Source organism: Lutaonella thermophila (assembly GCF_055387725.1).
On record NZ_AP043783.1, the window covers coordinates 321,981 to 343,755 of the forward strand.

Sequence of the window (21,775 nt, forward strand, 5' to 3'; positions counted from 1 at the left end):
TAAGTACTATTCTTTTTTATAAATTTTACCGTCTTTCATTATAAAAACCACCTTTTCTAAGGTTTTTATATTCATTGTAGGATCATCATCTGTAGCAATAATATCGGCTAAAAAGCCTTCTTTTATTTGTCCTAATTGATTTTGCATTCCCAAAATTTTGGCATTGGTAATTGTAGCAGATTGTATAGCTTCTATTTCTGGCATTCCGGCCTCTACCATATAACCAAATTCTTTAGCATTCTCGCCATGGTTAAATACACCAGCATCTGTACCAAAAGCAATCCCAACACCTTTTTTATAGGCCTTAGCAAATGTAGCTTGTATTTTAGGTCCGATTTCTGATGCTTTTTTTGCTATTACTGCTGGGAAATAACCCGGTTTTTTGGCATTTTCAGTTACTGCTTTACCGGCAGTAATTGTTGGCACTAAATAAGCATCGTACTTTTTCATTAGCTCCATGGTTTCTTCGCTCATTAAAGTTCCGTGTTCTATGGTTTTTACTCCTGCTTTAACAGCCCGTTGCATCCCTTCGTCACCATGAGCATGAGCTGCCACATGATACCCATAATCTTTTGCTGTTGCTACAATGGCTTTTAGCTCTTCTTCTGTGAACTGAGGATTCTGACCACTTTTTGCCTGACTTAGCACACCTCCAGTTGCAGTAATTTTAATTAAATCTGCTCCGTTTTTATAGCGTTGTCTTACGGCCTTTCTTGCATCTTCTACACCATTAACAACACCTTCTTTTGGACCTGGATCTCCCATTAGGTCTTTACGTCGACCGTTAGTTGGGTCTGCATGGCCTCCTGTAGTACCAATTGCTTTTTCGGCTGTAAATATGCGAGGGCCAACAACTTTTCCTGCATTAATTGCATTTCTTAACGATACATTTACCCCAGAACCTCCAAGGTCTCTAACCGTTGTAAAACCTGCCATTAACGTTTTTTTGGCATATACTGCTGCATTATATGCTATATCTGCATCGTTATTTGTATAACGTTGTAAATAAGTAGCCGGATTACTCTCTCCTTCTATGTGAACATGAAAGTCTATCAGGCCCGGTAAAACTGTTTTATCTTTTAGGTTTATAATAATATCTTCCGGGTTTCTAGATGTTATAAATCCTTCTTGAACAGCCTTTATGGTGTTGCCTGAAACTATAACGGTTTGTTTAGAAAGTACCTTGCCGTTTTGGGTATCTAAAAGCTTTCCGCAATGTAAATAATAGTCTTGCGCTGCAATACTAAATGAGCATAGAATTGCAACAAAAGAAAGTAACGTTTTCATAGTATATGGTTTTGGTTATTTGCTTCTAATTTTTTGCTCCCACTTCCAGGCAGAAAGTAAAGCTTCATCTAAGGTATGTTCTGCTTTCCATCCTAACTCTGAGTTAGCTTTAGTTGTATCTGCATAAGCTGCTACAACATCACCCGGTCTTCTCTCTGCTATTTTATAATTTAAGGTTTTTCCGGTTACTCTTTCAAATGCTTTAACCACTTCTAAAACGGTGCTCCCGGTTCCGGTTCCCACATTAAAAACCTCATAATTTTTCTTGTTTGCATTATTTATTAATCGTTGTAACGCTACCACATGGGCTCTTGCTAAATCTACAACATGAATATAATCTCTAATACATGTACCATCTCTTGTTGGATAATCGTTACCAAAAACAGAAAGCTGCTCTCTTATTCCGGCTGCAGTTTGTGTAATAAATGGCACTAAGTTTTGTGGCACTCCAATTGGCAGTTCGCCTATCTCTGCGCTTTCGTGCGCACCAATTGGGTTAAAGTAACGTAGAGCAATAGCATTAAAGTTATTGTAAACGCTACAAGTATCTTTAATTATTTCTTCGCCTATTTGTTTTGTATTTCCATAAGGAGATTCGGCTTTTTTAACCGGTGCTTCTTCTGTTATTGGCAACGTATCTGCTTCGCCATAAACTGTACATGAAGAACTAAAAATAAAATGCGACTCAGGTTTTTTTACTAATTCTTGCAACACATAAACTAATGAGCTTATGTTGTTTTCGTAATACAGAAGCGGTCTCTGAACGCTCTCTCCTACTGCTTTAGAAGCAGCAAAATGTATTACTCCAGAAACATCGTTGTATTGTTTAAAAAACTCTTGAACAGCTGGTTTGTCTCGCAAATCAATCTTTTCAAATTCTGGTGCTCTCCCGGTTATTTTAGTAATTCCTTCTAAAACATCTAAAGACGAATTAGAAAGGTTGTCTATTATAACAACTTCAAAATCCGCTTTTTGGAGTTCAACAACCGTATGCGAACCTATAAAACCTAAACCTCCTGTTACAAGTATTTTCATTATTTATTTACAAATTCTATTACTTTACTGGTTATATAATTTATTTGCTCATCGGTTAACTCTGTGTGCATAGGTAATGAAATTACTTCTTGTACCAATGTATTGGTTACCGTAAAATCTTCTTCTTTATACCTGGAGTCTTTGTATGCTTTCTGACTGTGAAGCGGAACCGGATAGTATATTCCGAAAGGAATATTATGAGCCAACAAATATTCGGCTAGAGCATCTCTATCTGCATTTTTTATTTTAATAGTGTATTGATGAAACACGTGATTATAATTATCTCCGCTTCTAAAAGGCACTACAATATTAGATTGATTTTTGAATGCCTCATCATATTTTGATGCCGCCTCTTTGCGTTTTTGATTATAATAATCCAGCTTAGGGAGCTTTGCACGTAAAACGGCTGCCTGAATAGAATCTAATCTAGAGTTTACACCTACTACATCATGATAATAGCGCTTGTACATTCCATGGTTTACAATTCCTCTAATGGTATGCGCAAGTTCATCATCATTTGTAAAAATGGCTCCTCCGTCTCCGTAACAGCCTAAATTTTTAGAAGGAAAAAATGATGTAGATGCCACATGACCTATGGTGCTGGCTTTCTTTTTAGTACCATTTTTAAATGTGTAGGTTGCTCCGATTGCCTGAGCATTATCTTCTATAACATACAAATTGTGTTCTTTGGCAATTTCCATAATGGCATCCATATTAGCACATTGCCCAAACAAATGTACCGGAACAATAGCCTTAGTTTTAGGCGTAATTGCCTTTTTTATAGCTTTAGGATCTATATTAAAAGTATCTGGCTCTACATCTACTAAAACCGGAGTAAGTTTTAAAAGTGCAATAACCTCTACAGTGGCTGCAAAAGTAAAATCGGCAGTAATTACTTCGTCTCCCGGTTGTAAACCAAGCCCCATCATTGCAATCTGTAAAGCATCTGTACCGTTAGCACAAGGTATTACGTGTTTAACTCCTAAATAATCTTCTAATTCTTTTTGAAACTCTTTAACCTGAGGCCCATTTATAAATGCTGTGCTATCTAAAACCTCTTGTATAGACTCATTAACTTGATGCTTTATGCCTTCGTACTGACCTTTAAGGTCTACCATCTGAATTTTCTTCATAACCACTAATTATATTGCCAACAATATTACAAAATAAAGGAGGCTTAGCCAACGTATTCTTAGAAAGAAATGTATTTTAGCGTCAAACTTTTTAAGCCGTGTTTACTTTATATAATGTACTGGTTTTAATAGTTAGCTTTTGCCTAAAAATTGTAGCCTTATTTAATAACAAAATAAAGCTATTTATAACAGGCAGAAAACACGTTTATAGTACGTTGCAAAAAAACATAACTCCTTCAGATAATGTAATATGGTTTCATACAGCATCGTTGGGTGAGTTTGAGCAAGGGTTGCCTGTTATTAAAAAAGTTAAACAAGAGTTTAGTAACTATAAAATTGTAGTTACCTTTTTTTCTCCGTCCGGTTACGAGATTAAAAAAAACAGTCCGGTTGCCGATATTATAACTTATTTGCCGCTAGACACTAAAAGTAATGTGCGTAACTTTTTAAATAAAGTTAATCCTAAACTTGCTGTATTTGTTAAGTACGAGTTTTGGCCAAATTATTTAAAAGAGTTGCAAAAACGTGCTATTCCTACGGTACTTATTTCTGGGATTTTTAGACCGTCTCAACCCTTCTTTAAATGGTATGGCGGTTTTATGAAGCAATCTTTAAAAGCCTTCTCGCATTTTTTTGTACAAGACAATCAATCTAAATCATTATTAAACTCATTAGGATTTAATAATGTTACAGTAAGTGGCGATACCCGATTTGATAGGGTTCTTGAAATTTACAGTAAGGCAGAACCATTAGATTTTGTTGAAACTTTTAAAAATAATCAGCTCTGTGTTGTTGCAGGAAGTACTTGGCCTGAAGATGAAAAACTTTTGGTTGATTTTATTAATAATTCTACTAACAATAAAATAAAATACATTTTTGCTCCTCATAATATAAAACCAGAGTTAATTGCCAAACTAAAAAAGAGTTTTAGCAATAAAAAAGTAGTTTTATATACTGAAAAAGACCAAAAAAATTTAGCCGATTTTACAATTCTTATTGTAGATACAATTGGTCTACTAACAAAAATTTATAAATACGCAGATATTGCCTTTGTTGGTGGCGGTGTTGGAAACACGGGCTTACACAACACTTTAGAGCCTGCTGTTTATGGTGTTCCGATTGTAATTGGCAACAAGTACAAAAATTTTAAAGAAGCTAGAGATTTAGTTGCTAAAGGAGGTATAGTACCTATTAAAAATCAAGAAGAGTTAAATACCATTTTTACCAAACTTATAAATAACCCTGACTACCGAACAAAATTAGGCAACTTAAACAGAGTGTATGTTGAACAAAATGGTGGGAGCAACATCCAAATAGTACATTTTATTCGTAAACTATTATATAACACAAAAACCAAAAAAATTTAGTTTATGAAAAGAGTACTTATAGCTTTATTTTGCGCAAGTTTAATAGGAGCTTTTTTAGTTTCTTGTAGAGATCCAAAAAACAACAATAATGTGGAAGCTGTTGAAGAAGCAGCCGACGAAATGAAAAAAACTGCCCAAGAAATAGAAAAAGAAACTAAAGGAGCTTTCGAGAAAATGGGCAGTTCTATAGATAATGCAATTAATGAAACCAAAGAAGTTGGCAAACAAGCAAAAGAAGCTGGCAAGGCTATAGAAAAAGAGGCAGAAGAGGTAGAGAAAACTACCGATTCTATGTAGTAAACACACACCAAAGTACAAAAATCGCTTCTCTTTCAGGAAGCGATTTTTATTTATAATATCTTACTGTTATTAAAACAAAAAAGCTCTCAAAAATTTGAGAGCTTTTAGTGCGGGTGAAGGGAGTCGAACCCCCACGCCTTGCGGCACTAGATCCTAAGTCTAGCGTGTCTACCAATTCCACCACACCCGCAGTAAAATTGTGCGTGCAAATATAAATCAATTTTTCTAATTGCAAATAAGCATTTCTTAAAAAGTTCTTTTTTGTATTTTTGAAAAAACAAACTACTGCTTAATGGAAAACGTTGCTTCCTATATAGAGGAACATAGATCCCGATTTATAAACGAACTTATTGAACTTTTAAAAATCCCTTCGGTTAGTGCAGATCCTGCTTTTTCTCAAGATGTTTTAAATACGGCAGAAGCTGTTAAAACAGCACTACAAGAAGCCGGATGCGATTTTGTAGAAATTTGTGAAACTCCCGGCTATCCTATAGTTTATGGCGAAAAAATAATAGATGCCAATTTGCCTACCGTATTAGTTTACGGTCATTATGATGTACAACCACCAGATCCGGTTGAATTATGGGAAAACGATCCTTTTGAACCCGTAATTAAAGAAACTTCTATACATCCGGAAGGTGCAATTTTTGCCCGTGGTGCTTGTGATGATAAAGGACAGTTTTACATGCACGTAAAAGCTCTTGAGTTTATGACCAAAACCAATCAGCTGCCGTGCAATGTGAAATTTATGATTGAAGGCGAAGAAGAGGTTGGCTCTAAAAGTTTAAGTTGGTTTGTAGAGAGAAATCAACAAAAACTTGCAAACGATGTTATTTTAATTTCAGACACCGGAATGATTGCTAAAGATGTACCTTCTATTACTACCGGTTTAAGAGGATTAAGCTACGTAGAGGTAGAAGTTACAGGTCCTAACAGAGATTTACACTCCGGCCTATATGGTGGTGCCGTTGCCAATCCTATTAACATTTTAGCAAAAATGATTGCATCTTTACACGATGAGAATAACAAAATAACAATTCCGGGGTTTTATGATAAAGTTGTAGAGCTATCTGAAGAAGAGCGTGAGCAAATGGCTAAAGCGCCTTTCTCTTTAGACGAATATAAAAAAGCTTTAGATATAAATGATGTTCACGGAGAAAAAGGATATACTACAAATGAACGCAATTCTATAAGGCCAACTCTAGATGTTAATGGTATTTGGGGTGGTTACACCGGCGAAGGAGCAAAAACGGTTATCCCCAGTAAAGCATATGCTAAAATTTCGATGCGTTTAGTACCAAATCAAGATTGGCAAGAAATAACACAATTATTTGCCGAGCATTTTACAAAAATTGCTCCGCCATCGGTTAAAGTAAAAGTAATTCCGCATCACGGAGGGCAAGGCTATGTAACTCCTATAGATAGTACCGGATATAAAGCGGCTGCAAAAGCCTACGAAACTACTTTTGGTAAAACTCCAATACCTCAGCGAAGTGGTGGTAGCATTCCAATTGTATCGCTTTTTGAAAAAGAGTTAAAAAGCAAGACCATTCTAATGGGATTTGGGTTAGATAGTGATGCAATACATTCGCCTAATGAACATTTTGGAATCTGGAACTACCTAAAAGGCATAGAAACCATTCCTTGGTTTTACAAATATTTCACTGAGTTACACAAGTAATATATTAAAGCCTCGTTAAAACGAGGCTTTTTTGTAACATTTTACAATAAATAGCGTTCTATAACTAATTATTCATCAATCAGATAACAACAGAACGCTATGATTAAACGCTTTTTCTGGATGTGCTCCGGGGCAGACCAAGACATCCTCTCTGAATGTTCAAAATCAGAACAAATTAAACAAGCCGGTATAGGAGGCACTGTATTTTTTACTGCTGTAATGGCTTTTTTAGCTTCATCTTATGCCCTTTACACCGTTTTTGACAATCTTTACATTGCTCTTGCTTTTGGCTTAATTTGGGGGCTCTTAATTTTTAATTTAGATAGGTTTATTGTATCTACTATAAAAAAAAGAAATTCTTTTAAAAATGAGCTGCTGCAAGCTACTCCCAGAATTTTATTAGCTGTTATTATAGCTATAGTAATTGCTAAACCTTTAGAGCTTAAATTATTTGAAAAAGAAATAGACAGGGTTTTATTAGAAGAAAAAAATCAGCTAACTGTACTCAATCAAAATCAAATAGCAGAACAGTTTTCGCCTAAAATTACAACCTTACAAAATGAGATTAATGAATTAAAAGCCGAGATAGATCAAAAAGAAACCGAGGTTAATTCTCTTTATAGTACATATATCTCTGAAGCCGAAGGTACAGCCGGAACCATGAAAATAGGTAAAGGACCTGTTTATAAAGAAAAAAGAGAAAAACATGATATGGCTTTAGCCGAATTGCAAGAACTACGAAAAACTAATAATGCTAAAATTAATAACAAAGAAGCAGAAATTGCTTCATTAACTTCAGCGTATACTACTAAAGTAAATCAAACACAACCAACTATTGATGGGTTTGATGGGTTAATGGCAAGAATTAATGCACTTAATAAATTACCTTGGTTACCATCATTTTTTATTTTCTTATTGTTTTTAGCCATAGAAACTGCTCCGATACTTTCTAAACTATTAGCGCCAAAAGGAGAATACGATTTAAAACTTGAAGACATAGAAAATACTGCAAAAACATGGGTGGCTCAAAAACAAAATCAGCGAAAACATATGTTAGCAACAGATGCTGCTATTAATGATACTGTTTATAATGATATAACTAAAGAAGAAGAGTTATATAATTATAAAAAACAACGCGCCAGAGAGCTCATGCAACTACAAGCAGACGCTTTTTATGAGCATCAAAAAAAGAGTTTATAAAAAGTTGTTTGGGAAGCAAGTTTCCCAAACAACTTAGTTACTATAGTTTACATTTTTTTACTGAGCTCAGGAACTAAACTGTAAACATAATCGCCATGAACACCGGTAAAGTACTTGCCCATTTTTTCATTAAAAGCTTTACGTTTTTCATCGGTATCCCAATGCGCTCTAAAAAGCTCTCCATTTTTATCTAACATAGCATCTAAATCTTTCATATCATTAACAAAAAATGCTTCAATAAACTCTCTATTGTCTGATCCCCAAGCGTGTGCATTCGGATAGTAACCTGCAAGTAAATTGTTTTTAGCTAATACATTGTTTACGTATTGTTTGTGCATAGACAAAAATTCTTCTTGAGAACCATTTTCAGGAAAGGCAAGTTGGCTTTTTCTTAAGTATGTAATTAATGCTTTGTTGTTATCTGCAGCAATTGGTAATACATTTGGCAAGGTACTATAAATCTCATCAGAATGATAGTTTGCATAATAAGCATTACGTTTTTCAAAAAAAGCATCACGTTCTGCTTGGTCAGGCCAAGCTTCTTTTGCTAATTCTTGGTTTCTTGCTGCAAACTTACCCATATCTTCCCAAGACTTAAATGCTTGTACAAAAACAAGTTCTCTATTATCTGGCGTGTAATGATGCAAGTAAACAGAAGACGCTAAAATAAATTCGTTTTTACCAACAATTTTGTCTAAAAACTCTTTTTCTACGGCTTTCCAGCTGTCCATATTAAAGTTTTCGTAATCCATGTTCCAATGCATGGTAGTAACTGCAATAAAAGCCGGACTTTCTTGTGAATGCAGTTTAACTGTCCACAATAGTAATAGCACCATTACCATTGTAATTAATCCTTTTGTCTTTTTCATAATAAAAAATTTAAATTAGTATATAGTTGGTTGTTAATACCAATTAGAATTTGAGGCATTACACCAAACGATTTGAAAAAGACGTGGGAAAAATCGAGATGGATTTTTAATGGTTAGGAGGAAGTGCTATCTGTAAAGATACAAAAAAATACCATATTGCTGATTATCAATTATTTAAACTTTCTGTCTGGACTAAAAGCGTCTATATTAATAGATAACGGTTTATTACTAATTAGCTCTGATATGAGTTTGCCCGTAGCAGGCCCCAGACTCCATCCCATCATGGCATGCCCGGTAGCAAAAGTTAAGTTATTACACTTATTACTTTTACCTATGTAAGGCAGCCCATCCGGAGAAACCGGTCTCAAGCCACATTGAGCATCATTAATCTCTGTTTTAGTAATTGTTATGTTTTTATAGTATTGCTGAGCAGCATTTGCAATAGCTTCTACCCTTTTTTTGTTAATGGTATTATTTATGCCTGAGAGCTCCATAGTACCCGCAAAACGAGTAAAGCCCCGCATAGGTGTAACAGCAACTTTAGCTTCTAACAAAACTGCAGGGTATTGAATGTTTGTTTTTTTAAAAACATTAATTCTGTATCCTTTACCGGCCTCTAATAGTAAGTTAATATTTAACTTTTTTGCCAATTGTTTGCTCCACGCTCCGGTTGCCAAAACAAACTCGTCTGCTTTGTACTCCTTTTTATTCGTTTTAATTGAAGTTATTTTACTGTTGTAAATGCTAAAGTCTGTAACTTTTTCTTGAACAAACTCAACACCATTATAAGCTAAATAAAACTTTAGCTTTTGCATAAGTTCATTAGGGGTTGTGTGGGCATCGCACTCATAATGAATACCACCTTTTACTTGGCTATTAATGTTGGGCTCTAAGGCTTCAAGCTCCGGTTGCGTTAGTGGTTTTACAGTTAATCCTTCTTGTTTAGCAAGCTCTGCCACTTTAAGTTCCTCTTCTCCGGCTTTATCTGTTTTATAAAGCATCAGTAGCCCTTTACGCTCCCACTGAAAATCTCCTAAATCTCCTGAGTTGTATATCTCTTGGTAAAGATCTCTGCTAAACAGATTAATTTCTTTTATTATAGGAATTGCTTTTATTACCTTACTATTTGTAGCTGATTTATTAAAGCTCCAAGCCCACTTTAAAAAATCTGCATTAAGTCTGGGTTTCATGTAAAACGGGCTCGAAGAATTAAACATCCACTTAATACCTTTAGCCATCATTCCCGGAGAAGCTAACGAAATTATATGGCTTGGTGTAATATAGCCGGCATTAACAAAAGAGGCTCCTTCATTAATAGGAGTCATGTCTATAACCGTTACTTTGTGCCCTTCTTTAAGCAAATAATAAGCTGTACTTAGCCCTATTATTCCGCCCCCTATTACAACGCAATTTTTCAAATCAGCAGATTATATGTTACCTATTTTAAATTACCTGAAAACCATGAGCATATGGATCATCTTCATCATCAATAATAATTGTGTTGTATCCATAAACCTTTGCCCATCCTTTTATACTTGGTATTATGGCTTGTTGCCCTGCTAATGTGGTTTCTTCTTCAATACAACCAATAAATTTACTTCCTATAAAACTTTCGTGCACAAAAAGTTCTCCTTTTTTTAACTTCCCTTTAGCGTGCAATTGTGCCATCCTGGCCGAAGTTCCTGTACCACACGGGCTCCTATCTATTGCTTTATCTCCGTAAAAAACTGCATTACGCCCATTAGATGTGGCATCTATTGGCTCTCCTGTCCATAGTATATGCGATACATCGCGTATAGTGCTATTCTCCGGATGAATAAACAAATCTGGATATTTTTGATTTATTTTTTGACGAATTGCTTGTGAATACTGAATTAATTTACTTGCCGTGAAATCTTGAACTCCACTAAAATTCTTTTGCGGATCTATAATTGCATAATAGTTTCCTCCGTACGCAACATCAAAAACGAGCTCTCCCAGCTCGGGGCAATTTATTGTTAGCTCTGATGCTGCCAAAAAGCTTTTAACATTTGTAAGCTTAACCCAATTTACTCGATTGTTTTCTTGCTCATACTCTATTGTAACAACTCCTGCAGGAGCTTCCATTTTAATTCTTCCAGGGTTTTTGGGTTGTATTAATTTTTCTTGAATTGCTACTGTAACAGTACCAATTGTGCCATGACCACACATGGGTAAGCACCCTGAAGTTTCTATAAACAAAATAGCAAAATCGTTTTCCGGATTATGTGGCTCGTACAGCATACTCCCACTCATCATGTCATGTCCTCTGGGCTCGAACATTAACCCTGTTCTAATCCAATCAAATTCTTTTATAAAATGTTGTCTTTTCTCACTCATAGTATCTCCTGTAAGATTAGGTTTCCCCGCTACAACCACTCTAACCGGATTACCACAAGTATGCGCGTCTATACACTTAAATATGTGCTTAGCCATTACCTAAATATTATCTTTGGTTAAAACCCCATTTACTAAACGAGAAATCCCCAAAGAGTTTTTATTTTTAAGTTCTTCAGGTAGTAAATTATCAGGCCAATTTTGATAGCATATTGGTCTTGCCCAACGTTTTATAGCATGAATACCAACTGCTGTAAACCTGCTGTCTGTAGAAGCCGGATAGGGCCCCCCATGATGCATGGCAGGACAAACCTCGACCCCTGTTGGAACTCCATTAAAAATTATTCTGCCAACTCTATTTTGTAACGCCTGCACAATAGTATGGTGCGTTGCAATTTCTTCTTCATCACCAATTATTGTTCCTGTAAGCTGCCCTTCTAAATTGTGTAAAATAGCCTCTAATTGGTTTATATCTTCACATTGAACCACAATAGAAAACGGACCGAAAACTTCTTGATGTAAAGTTTTATTGTTTAAAAAAGTTGCTCCTTCTACTGTTAAAACAGCTTGTTTAGCATAATTCTCTTTGGTTTGTGTGGCATACTCTGCTACTACTGTTGTTGCCTGTTGAGATTTTACTTTAGCTTTATTGTTTTCATACGCTCCAACTATATTAGGATGTAGCATACAAGAAGGCTCTATTTTAATTATTTCTTGAGCCAGCGTACTAATAAAATTATTTAAACTATCACTTTTTAACCCTAAAATTAATCCGGGGTTTGTACAAAATTGTCCTGTTCCTAAGGTTATAGACTTCGCATAAATTTCTGCCCAGTTTTCAGCACTATTTTTTAGAGCATTGGGCAATAAGACTACCGGATTAATACTTCCCATTTCTGCAAAAACCGGGATAGGTTCGGGTCTGTTAGCAGCCATATTAAACAATGCTCTCCCACCGGCAATGCTTCCGGTAAACCCCACAGCTTTTACTTTGGGGTGTTGCACAAGTTGTTTGCCAACTTCAAAGCCACTACTATTTAAATTAGAGAAAACTCCATCGGGCATGCCCGTTTGTTTAGCTGCTTTAATTACAGCTCCGGCAACCAGCTCTCCTGTTCCTGCATGCATTGGGTGCGATTTAACAATAACAGGGCATCCAGCTGCTAAAGCAGATGCGGTATCGCCACCTGCTGTTGAGTATGCCAACGGGAAATTGCTGGCACCAAACACCACAACAGGCCCTAGCGGAGTTAACATTTTTCGTAAGTCGGGTTTAGCTATTGGCTTTCTATCCGGCTGGGCGGTGTCTATAGTGGCTTCTACCCAAGCTCCTTCTTTAACCAGCTCTGCAAAGCTTTTAAGCTGACCTACTGTTCTGTTTCTTTCTCCAATAGCTCTGGCTTCTGGCAAACCACTCTCAGCGCAATAAACTTTAACAAGTTCATCACCCAATGCCAAAATTTCGTTTGCAATCGCGTTTAAGAAAGCTGCTTTTATATCTTTTGAAATTAATTTATATGCTTTAAAAGCCTCAGAAGCTAGTGTTACTGCTTTATCTACCTCTTCTTGTGAAGCTTCTATAAATTGATACGGATTTTCTTGATTTAATTGCGGATTAAAAGTTTTATATACTCTGTTGCCTTTAGCAGATCTTGTAAATCCTATGTAATTCTCTCCGGTAATCATACGTCTTATTTTTATAGTTGCTTGTAATCTGGTAATGTTGGCCTATTTTGTAGTGCCTTTTTTATAACATTTAAAACATGTTCTCTTTCTGCTCCAGTAAGGGGTAATCTTGGGGCTCTAACATGTTCTGAGCCTAATCCTGTTGCCACTTCTGCCAGTTTAATATTCTGTACTAATTTAGAGTTTATATCTAACTCTAACAATGGTAAAAACCATCTGTAAATGGCAATAGCCTCTTTTATTTTTCCGGTCTTTTGCAGTTTGTAAATAGCAACTGTTTCTTTTGGGAAAGCACATACCAATCCGGCAATCCAGCCGTGCGCTCCCATAAGTAAACTCTCTAGTGCTAAGGTGTCTACCCCGCACATAATTTTAAGTCGGTTACCAAACCTATTAATTATTCTGGTTACATTACTTATATCTCTGGTAGATTCTTTTACGGCTTGAATATTATCATGTTCCAGTAGCTCATCAAACATATCTAACGTAACTTCTATATTATAATCTACCGGATTATTGTACACCATAATTGGTAATGACGTGCTTTTGGCTACTTCTTTAAAATAGGTTACTGTTTCTTTAGCATCAGATTTATATCGCATTGGTGGTAACATCATTAATGCGTTGGCACCATCTTTCTCTGCATCTTCTGCTGCTTTAATTGCTGCTTTGGTACTTTGTTCTGCTATATTTACTAAAACCGGAACACGATTATTAACTAATTGTACTGTTGTAGAAGTTAATTCTCTCTTTTCTTGGGTGGTTAATGTACTTGCCTCACCAAGGGTACCTCCTAAAACAATACCATTTACGCCGGCATCTAATTGAGCCTCTATATTTTTTTTGAAAAGAGGTAAATCTAATTTATCATCTTCAGTAAATTTTGTTGTTACAGCCGGCATTACACCGCTCCAATCTATTTTCATAATAGTAAGGTTTTTAATGTATTGTAAATGTAGTTTTACTAATTGCTTTTGTGTAATGCTTTATTATCTAATTTTTATACTATATTATCCAATAATATTATTTCTAAATCATTAATGATTATTTTTATATAAATTATTTTGAATGAAAATATTACCTTTTCAAATACCTAAACCTGAAGAATCGGCTTTTATAGTACAAGACGATAAGGTTGTGTTGTTTTATGATAAGTATCATCAACACAAAGAAATTCAAATAAGCTACATTGCTTCAGGAAGTGGTACACTGCTTATTGGAGATACCATTACAAGCTACACTAAAGGAGATATAATAGTAATTGGAAGCCAATTACCGCATGTTTTTTTAAGTAATAAAGAGAGTAAAAAACTGTCTTACATGATTTCTTTTTTCTTTACTAAAAACTCTTTCGGGAAAGCTTTTTTTAATCTAAAAGAATTAAAAAGCCTTTCTCCTTTTTTTGCATTATCAGAAAGTGGTTTCGTAACAAAGGCTAAAGACCATACTTTACATAATAGTTTTAAAACACTTCCAAAACAAAATTCTTTCAACCAATTTTTAACCCTTCTAAAAACTATAAACAACCTATCTAAAGCCCCAAAAAAATTATTCAATACTTACATTGCATCAAAGCAGCTGTCTGATAACGAAGGAAAACGCATACAAGAAGTAATGCAGTATACCATGCGTAATTTTACAAAACCAATAACGCTATCTCAAATTGCCGAAGTGGCAAATATGAGCAAAAATGCGTTTTGCAAATATTTTAAAAAAAGAACCAATAAAACCTACTTTATATTTTTAAATGAAGTAAGAATTGCCCATGCTTGCGAGCTATTGCGTGCCAAAAAAGAGTACAGCATAGCAGAAATTGCAGAGCTTTCCGGTTATAATAATATTGCAAATTTTAATAGGCAATTTAAACGGTTAAAACAATGTACTCCTTTGCAGTACAAATTAGGGAAATTATGGCAACAGTAACTCTTGTTGTATTTTTTTAGGAAGTGTTTTTATTACCATGTTATAAGAATGGTCTATTAATTGGCGAATAAATGTTCCCGATAATTCTCCTTGGTGTAAATAAATAGTATTCCAATGCGTTTTATTCATGTGAAATCCCGGCTCAATACTGTTGTAGTTAGCACGAAGCTCAAGAGCCCACTCAGGATCACATTTTAGATTAATGCTGGCATTACCTTGCTCCCATTTTTTTAAACTGGTTAATGCAAACATCTTTCCTTTTACCTTAAACACTAGCGTATCTTGATCAAAAGGGAAAGCCTCTGTTACAGCTTTTTTACACAAACAGTAGTCTCTTACCTCTTCTATATTCATTTAATAAATTATTTACACAATAAATATAAAGTAAAGTATTGTGTAAAAAAATTATACTACAGAAACAGAGTTAAGATGATCGTGCATATCTCTGCACCCGTAACCAATAATTTGCAGTGTTTTTTGTTGCTTGTATAACTGCTTATATAATTCTTCGAAAGCAGCAACGCCAACCGTATCTACACTTTGTAACTGATCTATATTTATTACAACCTCTTGTTGTTGCATAAATTCTGAAAAGTGCGATTGAAATTGTTTTACGTTAGCGTAATTAAGAGTGCCTTTAATAAGGTAAGTGTTGTTTTTACAATTGATTTCTAGAGCCATAATAAACCACAAATAAAATTAAAAAAAATTACAGCGCTATTAATCAATGCTTAAATATGATACTTTATTGTGAAACTCCTTAAAATAATCGGTGTAATGTAGCAAACATTGATAAAAAGCCTTTTAACCACACATTACAATTACTTAATTTTCAATATGTTGCGCGTTGTTCTCAGAGCTTTCTATCATTTTAGATTCTAATGTCCAACCGATAGTTTGTGTAACTTGTTGCAGTAGTTTTATTACTTCTAAAGCTTCATTTTTAGCAATTTCGGTTAAACTACTATTCGGAACTTTTTCTCTAATTAAGGAAACAGCTTGTTTATTTAACTGATTAATATCGTTGCTTTCAAACTTATTAAACAATCCGTTTGTAATATCATAAAATTCTACATCGGGTTCTACAGATAAAATTTCAGGCTCGGGAAGTTTAGATACTACAACCTGTTTTTTATCCGGATTAGCCTCTATGTGTATTTTAGCAAGATTAAAGCCAACCATTACTTTAGCTTTTACCACTATTAATGCTTTCTTTTTACTGGAGATAAGTCCTAGAAATTGTTTTTTTATATCTTCTTGTTGAACGACTTCAACAAAAGTTCCTTCTACGGTTATTAATTTACAAACCGTTTTAATTTTTTCTAACAAAATAACTGCTTGCTGTTGGGCTTTGTGTTTAGACCGTTTGCTCTTAAAAAAGCTGTATATGTAATACATAAGCAAAGCTCCGGCAATTATTCCTAAAAGTAAAATCAACAAAGGCTCCATAGCTACTGGGTTACAATTTTATACAGAATTGGTTTGCTTGGCGATGCATTATTTTCAAAAGGTGCTATCTGCAGATTTACTAAATATAAACCATCTTCTATATGATTTGGCACATAAATAAACTCTGTTATGGTAGCATTTAAACGCAATTGTCCATAGACATCCCAGAATGCTTTATGTGCAAATAAGTTACCATCGTCTTTTTCTTTATCTACAGACGGTAAATCTACCAACAAGTGCAACACACCAATTTCTCTTAAATATGTTGCAGCTTCTTCTGTAAAATAAGGTGGGTTGGTATGCCCATACTGTCGGGTTAGTTTACTGGTGTCATTAGGTAAGGTTCTAACCACCAAAGCTTCTGGAGTTGCATTTTGCAATGCGTTTTGAAGTTGTTTTTTAGTAATAACATAATCGTTATTAACTTTTCCGGGAGCCACCGTAATTAATTTGGCAACAAACATAAATTGTGTTAAGTGCCGGTTTACAAAATAATGCTCTTCGGTAATATGTCCCACGCACTCTGTGTGCGTACCATGTGCATGCGGACTAAACCAAATTGTATTAAAATTAACATCGGCTCCTTCTGCAACACTTCCTACCCAACCATCTGCACTTACCGGTGCTATTTTTGGTGGAGGTAAATACCATGCGTTAACATTATCTGGTGTTCCTTTTAAAGGAATTGAAATATCTATTGGTTTAGAAAAATCTACTTTAAACGATGTGTTTTTGTATTGAATAGTGGCAACCATACGCTAACTAAATTAAATCCTAAATAATGCTGCTGCTATACCATCTGCCTTAAACATTCCTTTTGGGGTGGTCTTTAAAATATCATTATCAATATACAACAATTCGTTTACAATAAAACGGTTACTTTCTTTCAGCAAATAATCGGTATAATCGTTTCCAAAACGTGAAGTTACATCTTGTAAATTAACCCCCCAGATGGTACGTAATCGGGTTAAAACATACTCGTTAAATGCGTCAGTAACAGATAGTTTTTCTTTTGTAGATGGCAGCTTGTTTTCTGTTAAAGCAGTAATATATTTTGTGTTGTTAGCAACGTTCCAACTTCTGTGAGTTATGTTATAAGAATGCGCAGAAGGACCAATACCTATATACGGTTTTCCCTGCCAATAAGAAGTGTTGTGTTTAGAAAAATAGTTGGGCTTACCAAAATTAGATATCTCATAATGCACCATTCCGGCTTTGTTAGCTTTCGTTACCAAAATGGTAAAATGCTCATACGTTAAATCATCGTTTACAGAAGGATATTTTCCGTTTTTAATAAAATAATCCAAAGCGGTTTTAGGCTCTACCGTTAATGCGTAACTTGATAAATGCTGTATGTTATAACTAAAAGCTATTTCTAAGTTTTCTGCCCATACCTCTGCACTCATGTTTGGGATACCGTAAATTAAATCTATAGTAATATTATTGAATAATTGGGTTGCTAACTCTAAGCTGTTTTTTGCCTGATTAGCATTATGAGCGCGATTCATTTCTTGTAAATGCTCATTAAAAAACGATTGAATACCAATGCTAAGCCTGTTTATTTGTGTTTTAGATAGTTGCTCTAATTTATTAGGAGTTAAATCGTCCGGGTTAGCCTCTAAAGTAATTTCCGGGTTTTCTGTAACATTGTAGTTATTGTATATTGTATTTAAAAGCTGTTGCAGCTCTACAACACTTAAAACGCTTGGTGTACCACCTCCAAAATAAATAGTTTCTACAACAGTATTTTTAAACTCGTCTTTTCTTAATATGAGTTCTTTAGTTAACGCATCAAGTAAGACTTCCTTTTTTTTAAAAGAAGTAGAAAAATGAAAATCGCAATAATGACATGCTTGTTTGCAAAAAGGTATATGTATGTAAATACCGCTCATATTTCGGTATTATTTTAAACGATTCTGATTTTGCTTAACAAAGGCTGTCCAACCTGTATATGATTTTCCGGTGCTTGGCTTGCCTAAATTGTAAAAATGGCAAACGGCTGCTGCCAGCCCATCTGTAGCATCAAGATTTTTAGGTAGCTTTTTTAAATTAAGTAAGCTCATTAACATTTTAGCCACTTGCTCTTTGCTGGCATTACCATTACCGGTAATAGCCATTTTTATTTTTTTAGGAGAATATTCTGTTATGGGGATTTCTCTGCTTAATCCGGCTGCCATAGCTACGCCTTGAGCTCTACCAAGTTTTAGCATAGATTGTACATTTTTACCATAAAAAGGAGCTTCTATGGCTATTTCATCAGGATGATATTGGTCTATAATCTGAATGGTACGCTCAAATATTTTTTGCAGTTTAAGGTAATGATCGTCATATTTTTTAAGCAAAAGCTCATCTAACTGTAAGAGGGTCATTGCTTTGCCCTCACATTTTATGAGTCCGAATCCCATGATGGTTGTTCCGGGATCAATACCAAGTATAATTTTTTCGTCTTTCACTCTCTTAAATTGAGTATACAAAGCTAATTAAAAACTAATTCTCTGATTGCTGCGCAGAAACTACAATGGGCAATTTTACTTTTGTAGACACTTGAATTCCTCTTTTTAATGCCGGATAAATTTTTGGTAAACGTTGCAAAGCTCTTGTTATTACACTATCTATTTCTGGAAGTTGCTCAGAAACTAAACTTGTTTTGGTTATACTTTCTAATTGTATAGAACCATCATTTCTAATAATCATTAAAACTAAAATTGTATCGTTTACCGATTGTGTAACATTAAAATTATGAGTAGCTAACGCATTAAACAAATGGTCTGATAACGTGGTTTGAAAGCATACTTTTTGAGCTTCTTTACTTGCCGTTTCATCACAAGCCTCAAAAAGAGGGTATTGGTCTACTTCGTTCCAGTTAATGCTCTTAATTTCTTCTTGTACTAATTGTTTTTTTAATTGCTCTTTGCTGGTAAATAAATTACATGAGCAACACAATACAAGTAACCAAAAAAGCCCAAAACGTTTCATTGCAATGGTTTTAGGAGTTGAAAATACGACTTTTCAATAAACTTAATTACCCGAAAAGTGTATTTAAGCCTTTAAGAGTATTATTTTTAATGAGAAAACCCCACTCTGTTAAGTAAATTAGTGTATAAGTTTTATAAAAGCTTACTATTTTTAAAATGTATAATCTGTAACAAACATTACTTACTTTCGTCTTACAATCTAAATTTAACGTATGGATTTATTACTGCTTTTTTTAGGGCTATTTTTTATGTTGTTAGGCATAATAGGTAGTTTTTTACCGGTATTACCCGGGCCTCCGTTAAGCTGGGTTGGTTTATTATTACTTTACCTTACTAAAAGCGTTCCTGATAATTGGGTTTTGCTTACCATTACTTTATTAATTGCAATAGCTGTAACGGTTATAGATTATATTATTCCGGTTGCAGGAACCAAACGTTTTGGTGGTAGTAAAGCGGGTATGTTAGGTACAACTATTGGTTTGTTAGTAGCGCTTTTCTTTCCGGTTTTAGGACCAATCGGTATTATTGTTTGGCCTTTTGTTGGGGCAATTGTTGGTGAGCTAATAAATAAAGCCGATTCCGGTAAAGCTTTTAAAGCTGCCGTAGGTTCTTTCTTAGGGTTTTTAACCGGAACGTTTTTAAAGTTTTTAGTTGCAATAATCTACCTCGGAATGTTTTTAATGACTGCGTGGGAGTACAGTGATGCGTTTTTTACTTTTAATTAAAAACGGCTATAAATAAAAAAAGCCCTCCTTTACATTAAAAGGAAAGCCTTTCATTGGTTTAACTACTAAACCACAGTAAGCAAAACAGCTTACTATAAACAACACAACTAAACTTTTTTGCGAAAAAAAGCTTCTCAATATTACCTGAGAAGCTCTTTGTTATTGTTGCGGTCTGGACGGGACTCGAACCCGCGACCCCATGCGTGACAGGCATGTATTCTAACCAGCTGAACTACCAGACCAGCGCTTAATTGCGGATGCAAATATACAGTGCTATTTTAATTTGACAAATATTTTTTTAAAAAAATTACACCCTTTTTGGGCAAAAATCACACAAACATTTTACGCTCAACCAGATACGTAGTTAAAATTTTTGCAAACATCGCATTAATATCGACAGGCACATATTTTATTTTGTATTGAGCACAACGCAATGAAACAGTATTAAAATAGTTTGTTACTGCTTTTTGGTATTGCTCCTTAAAATTATCTGCGTACATATTAATATATTCTCCGGTTTCTACATCTACAAAACGTTTGGGTGTATTACTAAAATTAAAGTTTTGCTCTTTTTCTTTATCAAACAAATGAAATAAAATAACCTCGTGTTTATTATACTTTAAATGCCTTAGTGCTTCAAAAAGTTTGTCATCATCTGTTTGGGTCTGAAACATGTCGGTAAACAAAAAAATCATGCTTCTTCTGTGTATTTTCTCGGCAATTAAATGCAAATAGGTATAAGTTTTGGTTTGTTTTTGTACCGGTTTACTTTGCACCATTTGCTCTAAGGCCGTTAGTAGCATTTGATGATGCCTCTCATTACTTTTTTCGGGGGCATAATAATCATAAGAATCTGAGTAAATGCTTAACCCAACAGCATCGCGTTGTTTTTTAAAGAGGTTCATTAACGATGCGCTTGCCAATGCTGCAAAACCAATTTTATTTAAGTTTTCTAACGTGATTGTTTTTTGCACCGGATAATGCATAGACGATGAGTTGTCTATAATTATATGGCAACGTAAATTGGTTTCTTCTTCGTAGCGTTTTGTGTAAAGTTTATCGGTTTTTGCAAACAATTTCCAGTCTATATGCCGTGTGCTTTCTCCGGTATTGTAAATTTTATGCTCTGAAAATTCTGCTGAAAAACCATGAAACGGACTCTTATGCATGCCACTCATAAACCCTTCTACAACTTGTTTTGCCAAGAGTTCTAAATTACCGGAAAGGGCTGCCTTATTGAGTTCTTTTTGAAGTTTCATTACGTTTTGTTTTGCGCAAGGGATTGAGGCTTTGTTGAAGCTCTTTGCAATGTATTGCAAAAGCGACTGCCGAAAGCCCGACGGTAATTTGTTACCGATGCGCCCTGATAAAAATAAAAAAGGTTTGACCTATTGCCAAACCTTTAACTTTTAATTACACCTGTTTTTTATAAAAGTGAATCTAATGCTTGCGTGTAGGTTTCTTTTGGTGCCACACCTACCTGACGGCCAACTACCTCGCCATCTTTAAATACTAAAACAGTAGGAATGTTGCGCACTCCGTACTTGGCAGCATATTCTTGGTTAGCATCTACATCTACTTTTCCAACAACTGCTTTACCCTCGTACTCTTGGCTGATTTCGTCAATAACCGGTGCAACCATTCTACAAGGACCACACCATGCAGCCCAGAAATCTACTAAAACAGGTTTATCGCTTTTTAAAACTACTTCTTCGAAAGTAGCATCTGTAATTTCTAATGCCATATTATTTGTGTTTTTAGTTCTTTAATTATCAATTAATTTTCGGTAC

General features: G+C 34.8%; 23 protein-coding genes and 2 tRNA genes. 6 read left to right on the plus strand and 19 right to left on the minus strand.

The genetic code is table 11. The annotated features are described in order from the left end of the window. Positions 1 to 6: 6 nt before the first annotated feature. The 3 genes from ACZ5CF_RS01500 to ACZ5CF_RS01510 are packed head-to-tail and all read right to left on the minus strand — an operon-like array spanning position 7 to position 3,455. Complete coding sequence (locus ACZ5CF_RS01500) at positions 7 to 1,287, minus strand: metal-dependent hydrolase family protein (RefSeq protein WP_464579906.1); 1,281 nt, start codon at positions 1,285 to 1,287, stop codon at positions 7 to 9. 15 nt (positions 1,288 to 1,302) lie between these two features. Then, a complete protein-coding gene (galE, locus tag ACZ5CF_RS01505) occupies positions 1,303 to 2,322 on the minus strand; it encodes a UDP-glucose 4-epimerase GalE (RefSeq protein WP_464579907.1) in 1,020 nt (339 codons plus the stop codon). Continuing rightward, positions 2,322 to 3,455 (minus strand): DegT/DnrJ/EryC1/StrS family aminotransferase, encoded by a 1,134-nt coding sequence (locus ACZ5CF_RS01510; RefSeq protein ID WP_464579908.1) that lies wholly within the window; start codon positions 3,453 to 3,455, stop codon positions 2,322 to 2,324. Before ACZ5CF_RS01510 ends, galE begins: the two co-directional genes overlap by 1 nt. 98 nt (positions 3,456 to 3,553) lie before the next feature. Between ACZ5CF_RS01510 and ACZ5CF_RS01515 the strand changes: the two genes are divergently transcribed. Continuing rightward, a complete protein-coding gene (locus ACZ5CF_RS01515) occupies positions 3,554 to 4,822 on the plus strand; it encodes a 3-deoxy-D-manno-octulosonic acid transferase (RefSeq protein WP_464579909.1) in 1,269 nt (422 codons plus the stop codon). Positions 4,823 to 4,825: 3 nt separating this feature from the next. Then, positions 4,826 to 5,119, plus strand: a complete 294-nt coding sequence (locus ACZ5CF_RS01520; protein ID WP_464579910.1) for a hypothetical protein — start codon at positions 4,826 to 4,828, stop codon at positions 5,117 to 5,119. A 111-nt stretch (positions 5,120 to 5,230) separates the two neighbouring features. Here ACZ5CF_RS01520 and ACZ5CF_RS01525 read toward each other — a convergent pair. Further along, positions 5,231 to 5,312 (minus strand) — tRNA-Leu (locus ACZ5CF_RS01525). A 102-nt stretch (positions 5,313 to 5,414) separates the two neighbouring features. Here ACZ5CF_RS01525 and ACZ5CF_RS01530 point away from each other — a divergent pair. Next, on the plus strand, positions 5,415 to 6,803 hold the full coding sequence (locus tag ACZ5CF_RS01530; RefSeq protein WP_464579911.1) for a dipeptidase: 1,389 nt from the start codon (positions 5,415 to 5,417) through the stop codon (positions 6,801 to 6,803). A 99-nt stretch (positions 6,804 to 6,902) separates the two neighbouring features. Further along, positions 6,903 to 8,003 carry a DUF4407 domain-containing protein gene (locus tag ACZ5CF_RS01535; protein WP_464579913.1) on the plus strand — a complete coding sequence of 367 codons (1,101 nt, stop codon included), beginning with the start codon at positions 6,903 to 6,905 and terminating at the stop codon, positions 8,001 to 8,003. A 47-nt stretch (positions 8,004 to 8,050) separates the two neighbouring features. Here the strand turns inward: ACZ5CF_RS01535 and ACZ5CF_RS01540 are convergent, their stop codons facing one another. The 5 genes from ACZ5CF_RS01540 to ACZ5CF_RS01560 form a co-directional block, all read right to left on the minus strand. Then, positions 8,051 to 8,872 (minus strand): hypothetical protein, encoded by an 822-nt coding sequence (locus ACZ5CF_RS01540; protein ID WP_464579914.1) that lies wholly within the window; start codon positions 8,870 to 8,872, stop codon positions 8,051 to 8,053. 170 nt (positions 8,873 to 9,042) lie between these two features. Then, a complete protein-coding gene (locus ACZ5CF_RS01545) occupies positions 9,043 to 10,290 on the minus strand; it encodes an NAD(P)/FAD-dependent oxidoreductase (RefSeq protein ID WP_464579916.1) in 1,248 nt (415 codons plus the stop codon). Between the two features lie 25 nt (positions 10,291 to 10,315). After that, the gene (locus ACZ5CF_RS01550) at positions 10,316 to 11,326 is read right to left on the minus strand and encodes a 4-hydroxyproline epimerase (protein WP_464579917.1); all 1,011 of its coding nucleotides are present in this window, start codon (positions 11,324 to 11,326) and stop codon (positions 10,316 to 10,318) included. A gap of 3 nt (positions 11,327 to 11,329) precedes the next feature. Then, positions 11,330 to 12,913, minus strand: a complete 1,584-nt coding sequence (locus ACZ5CF_RS01555) for an aldehyde dehydrogenase (NADP(+)) (RefSeq protein WP_464579918.1) — start codon at positions 12,911 to 12,913, stop codon at positions 11,330 to 11,332. An 11-nt stretch (positions 12,914 to 12,924) separates the two neighbouring features. Continuing rightward, positions 12,925 to 13,839, minus strand: coding sequence for a dihydrodipicolinate synthase family protein (locus tag ACZ5CF_RS01560; protein ID WP_464579919.1), 915 nt, complete (start codon positions 13,837 to 13,839; stop codon positions 12,925 to 12,927). Positions 13,840 to 13,981: 142 nt separating this feature from the next. Between ACZ5CF_RS01560 and ACZ5CF_RS01565 the strand changes: the two genes are divergently transcribed. Next, positions 13,982 to 14,836, plus strand: a complete 855-nt coding sequence (locus ACZ5CF_RS01565; RefSeq protein WP_464579920.1) for an AraC family transcriptional regulator — start codon at positions 13,982 to 13,984, stop codon at positions 14,834 to 14,836. Here the strand turns inward: ACZ5CF_RS01565 and ACZ5CF_RS01570 are convergent. From ACZ5CF_RS01570 to ACZ5CF_RS01600, 7 genes are all read right to left on the minus strand, one after another. After that, a complete protein-coding gene (locus ACZ5CF_RS01570; protein ID WP_464579921.1) occupies positions 14,822 to 15,190 on the minus strand; it encodes an MmcQ/YjbR family DNA-binding protein in 369 nt (122 codons plus the stop codon). The two genes, ACZ5CF_RS01565 and ACZ5CF_RS01570, sit on opposite strands and share 15 nt — an antisense overlap. A gap of 51 nt (positions 15,191 to 15,241) precedes the next feature. Beyond that, positions 15,242 to 15,517 (minus strand): STAS domain-containing protein, encoded by a 276-nt coding sequence (locus ACZ5CF_RS01575; protein ID WP_464579922.1) that lies wholly within the window; start codon positions 15,515 to 15,517, stop codon positions 15,242 to 15,244. Between the two features lie 144 nt (positions 15,518 to 15,661). After that, positions 15,662 to 16,285, minus strand: coding sequence for a DUF4230 domain-containing protein (locus ACZ5CF_RS01580; RefSeq protein WP_464579923.1), 624 nt, complete (start codon positions 16,283 to 16,285; stop codon positions 15,662 to 15,664). Positions 16,286 to 16,287: 2 nt separating this feature from the next. Next, entirely contained in the window at positions 16,288 to 17,040 is a 753-nt protein-coding gene (locus ACZ5CF_RS01585) for a cyclase family protein (protein WP_464579924.1), read from the minus strand. Positions 17,041 to 17,052: 12 nt separating this feature from the next. Beyond that, a complete protein-coding gene (gene hemW, locus ACZ5CF_RS01590) occupies positions 17,053 to 18,177 on the minus strand; it encodes a radical SAM family heme chaperone HemW (protein ID WP_464579925.1) in 1,125 nt (374 codons plus the stop codon). Between the two features lie 9 nt (positions 18,178 to 18,186). Further along, a complete protein-coding gene (ruvC, locus tag ACZ5CF_RS01595; protein WP_464579926.1) occupies positions 18,187 to 18,738 on the minus strand; it encodes a crossover junction endodeoxyribonuclease RuvC in 552 nt (183 codons plus the stop codon). Between the two features lie 34 nt (positions 18,739 to 18,772). Next, entirely contained in the window at positions 18,773 to 19,261 is a 489-nt protein-coding gene (locus tag ACZ5CF_RS01600; protein ID WP_464579928.1) for a hypothetical protein, read from the minus strand. 211 nt (positions 19,262 to 19,472) lie between these two features. On the opposite strand from ACZ5CF_RS01600, the gene ACZ5CF_RS01605 reads away from it, so the two are divergent. Continuing rightward, entirely contained in the window at positions 19,473 to 19,985 is a 513-nt protein-coding gene (locus tag ACZ5CF_RS01605) for a DUF456 domain-containing protein (protein ID WP_464579929.1), read from the plus strand. A gap of 168 nt (positions 19,986 to 20,153) precedes the next feature. Here ACZ5CF_RS01605 and ACZ5CF_RS01610 read toward each other — a convergent pair. The 3 genes from ACZ5CF_RS01610 to trxA form a co-directional block, all read right to left on the minus strand. Further along, a tRNA-Asp gene (locus ACZ5CF_RS01610) sits at positions 20,154 to 20,227 on the minus strand. A gap of 87 nt (positions 20,228 to 20,314) precedes the next feature. Next, positions 20,315 to 21,244, minus strand: coding sequence for a DUF58 domain-containing protein (locus ACZ5CF_RS01615; protein WP_464579930.1), 930 nt, complete (start codon positions 21,242 to 21,244; stop codon positions 20,315 to 20,317). A 167-nt stretch (positions 21,245 to 21,411) separates the two neighbouring features. Continuing rightward, the gene (gene trxA / locus ACZ5CF_RS01620; protein ID WP_464579931.1) at positions 21,412 to 21,729 is read right to left on the minus strand and encodes a thioredoxin; all 318 of its coding nucleotides are present in this window, start codon (positions 21,727 to 21,729) and stop codon (positions 21,412 to 21,414) included. Between the last annotated feature and the right edge of the window lie 46 nt (positions 21,730 to 21,775).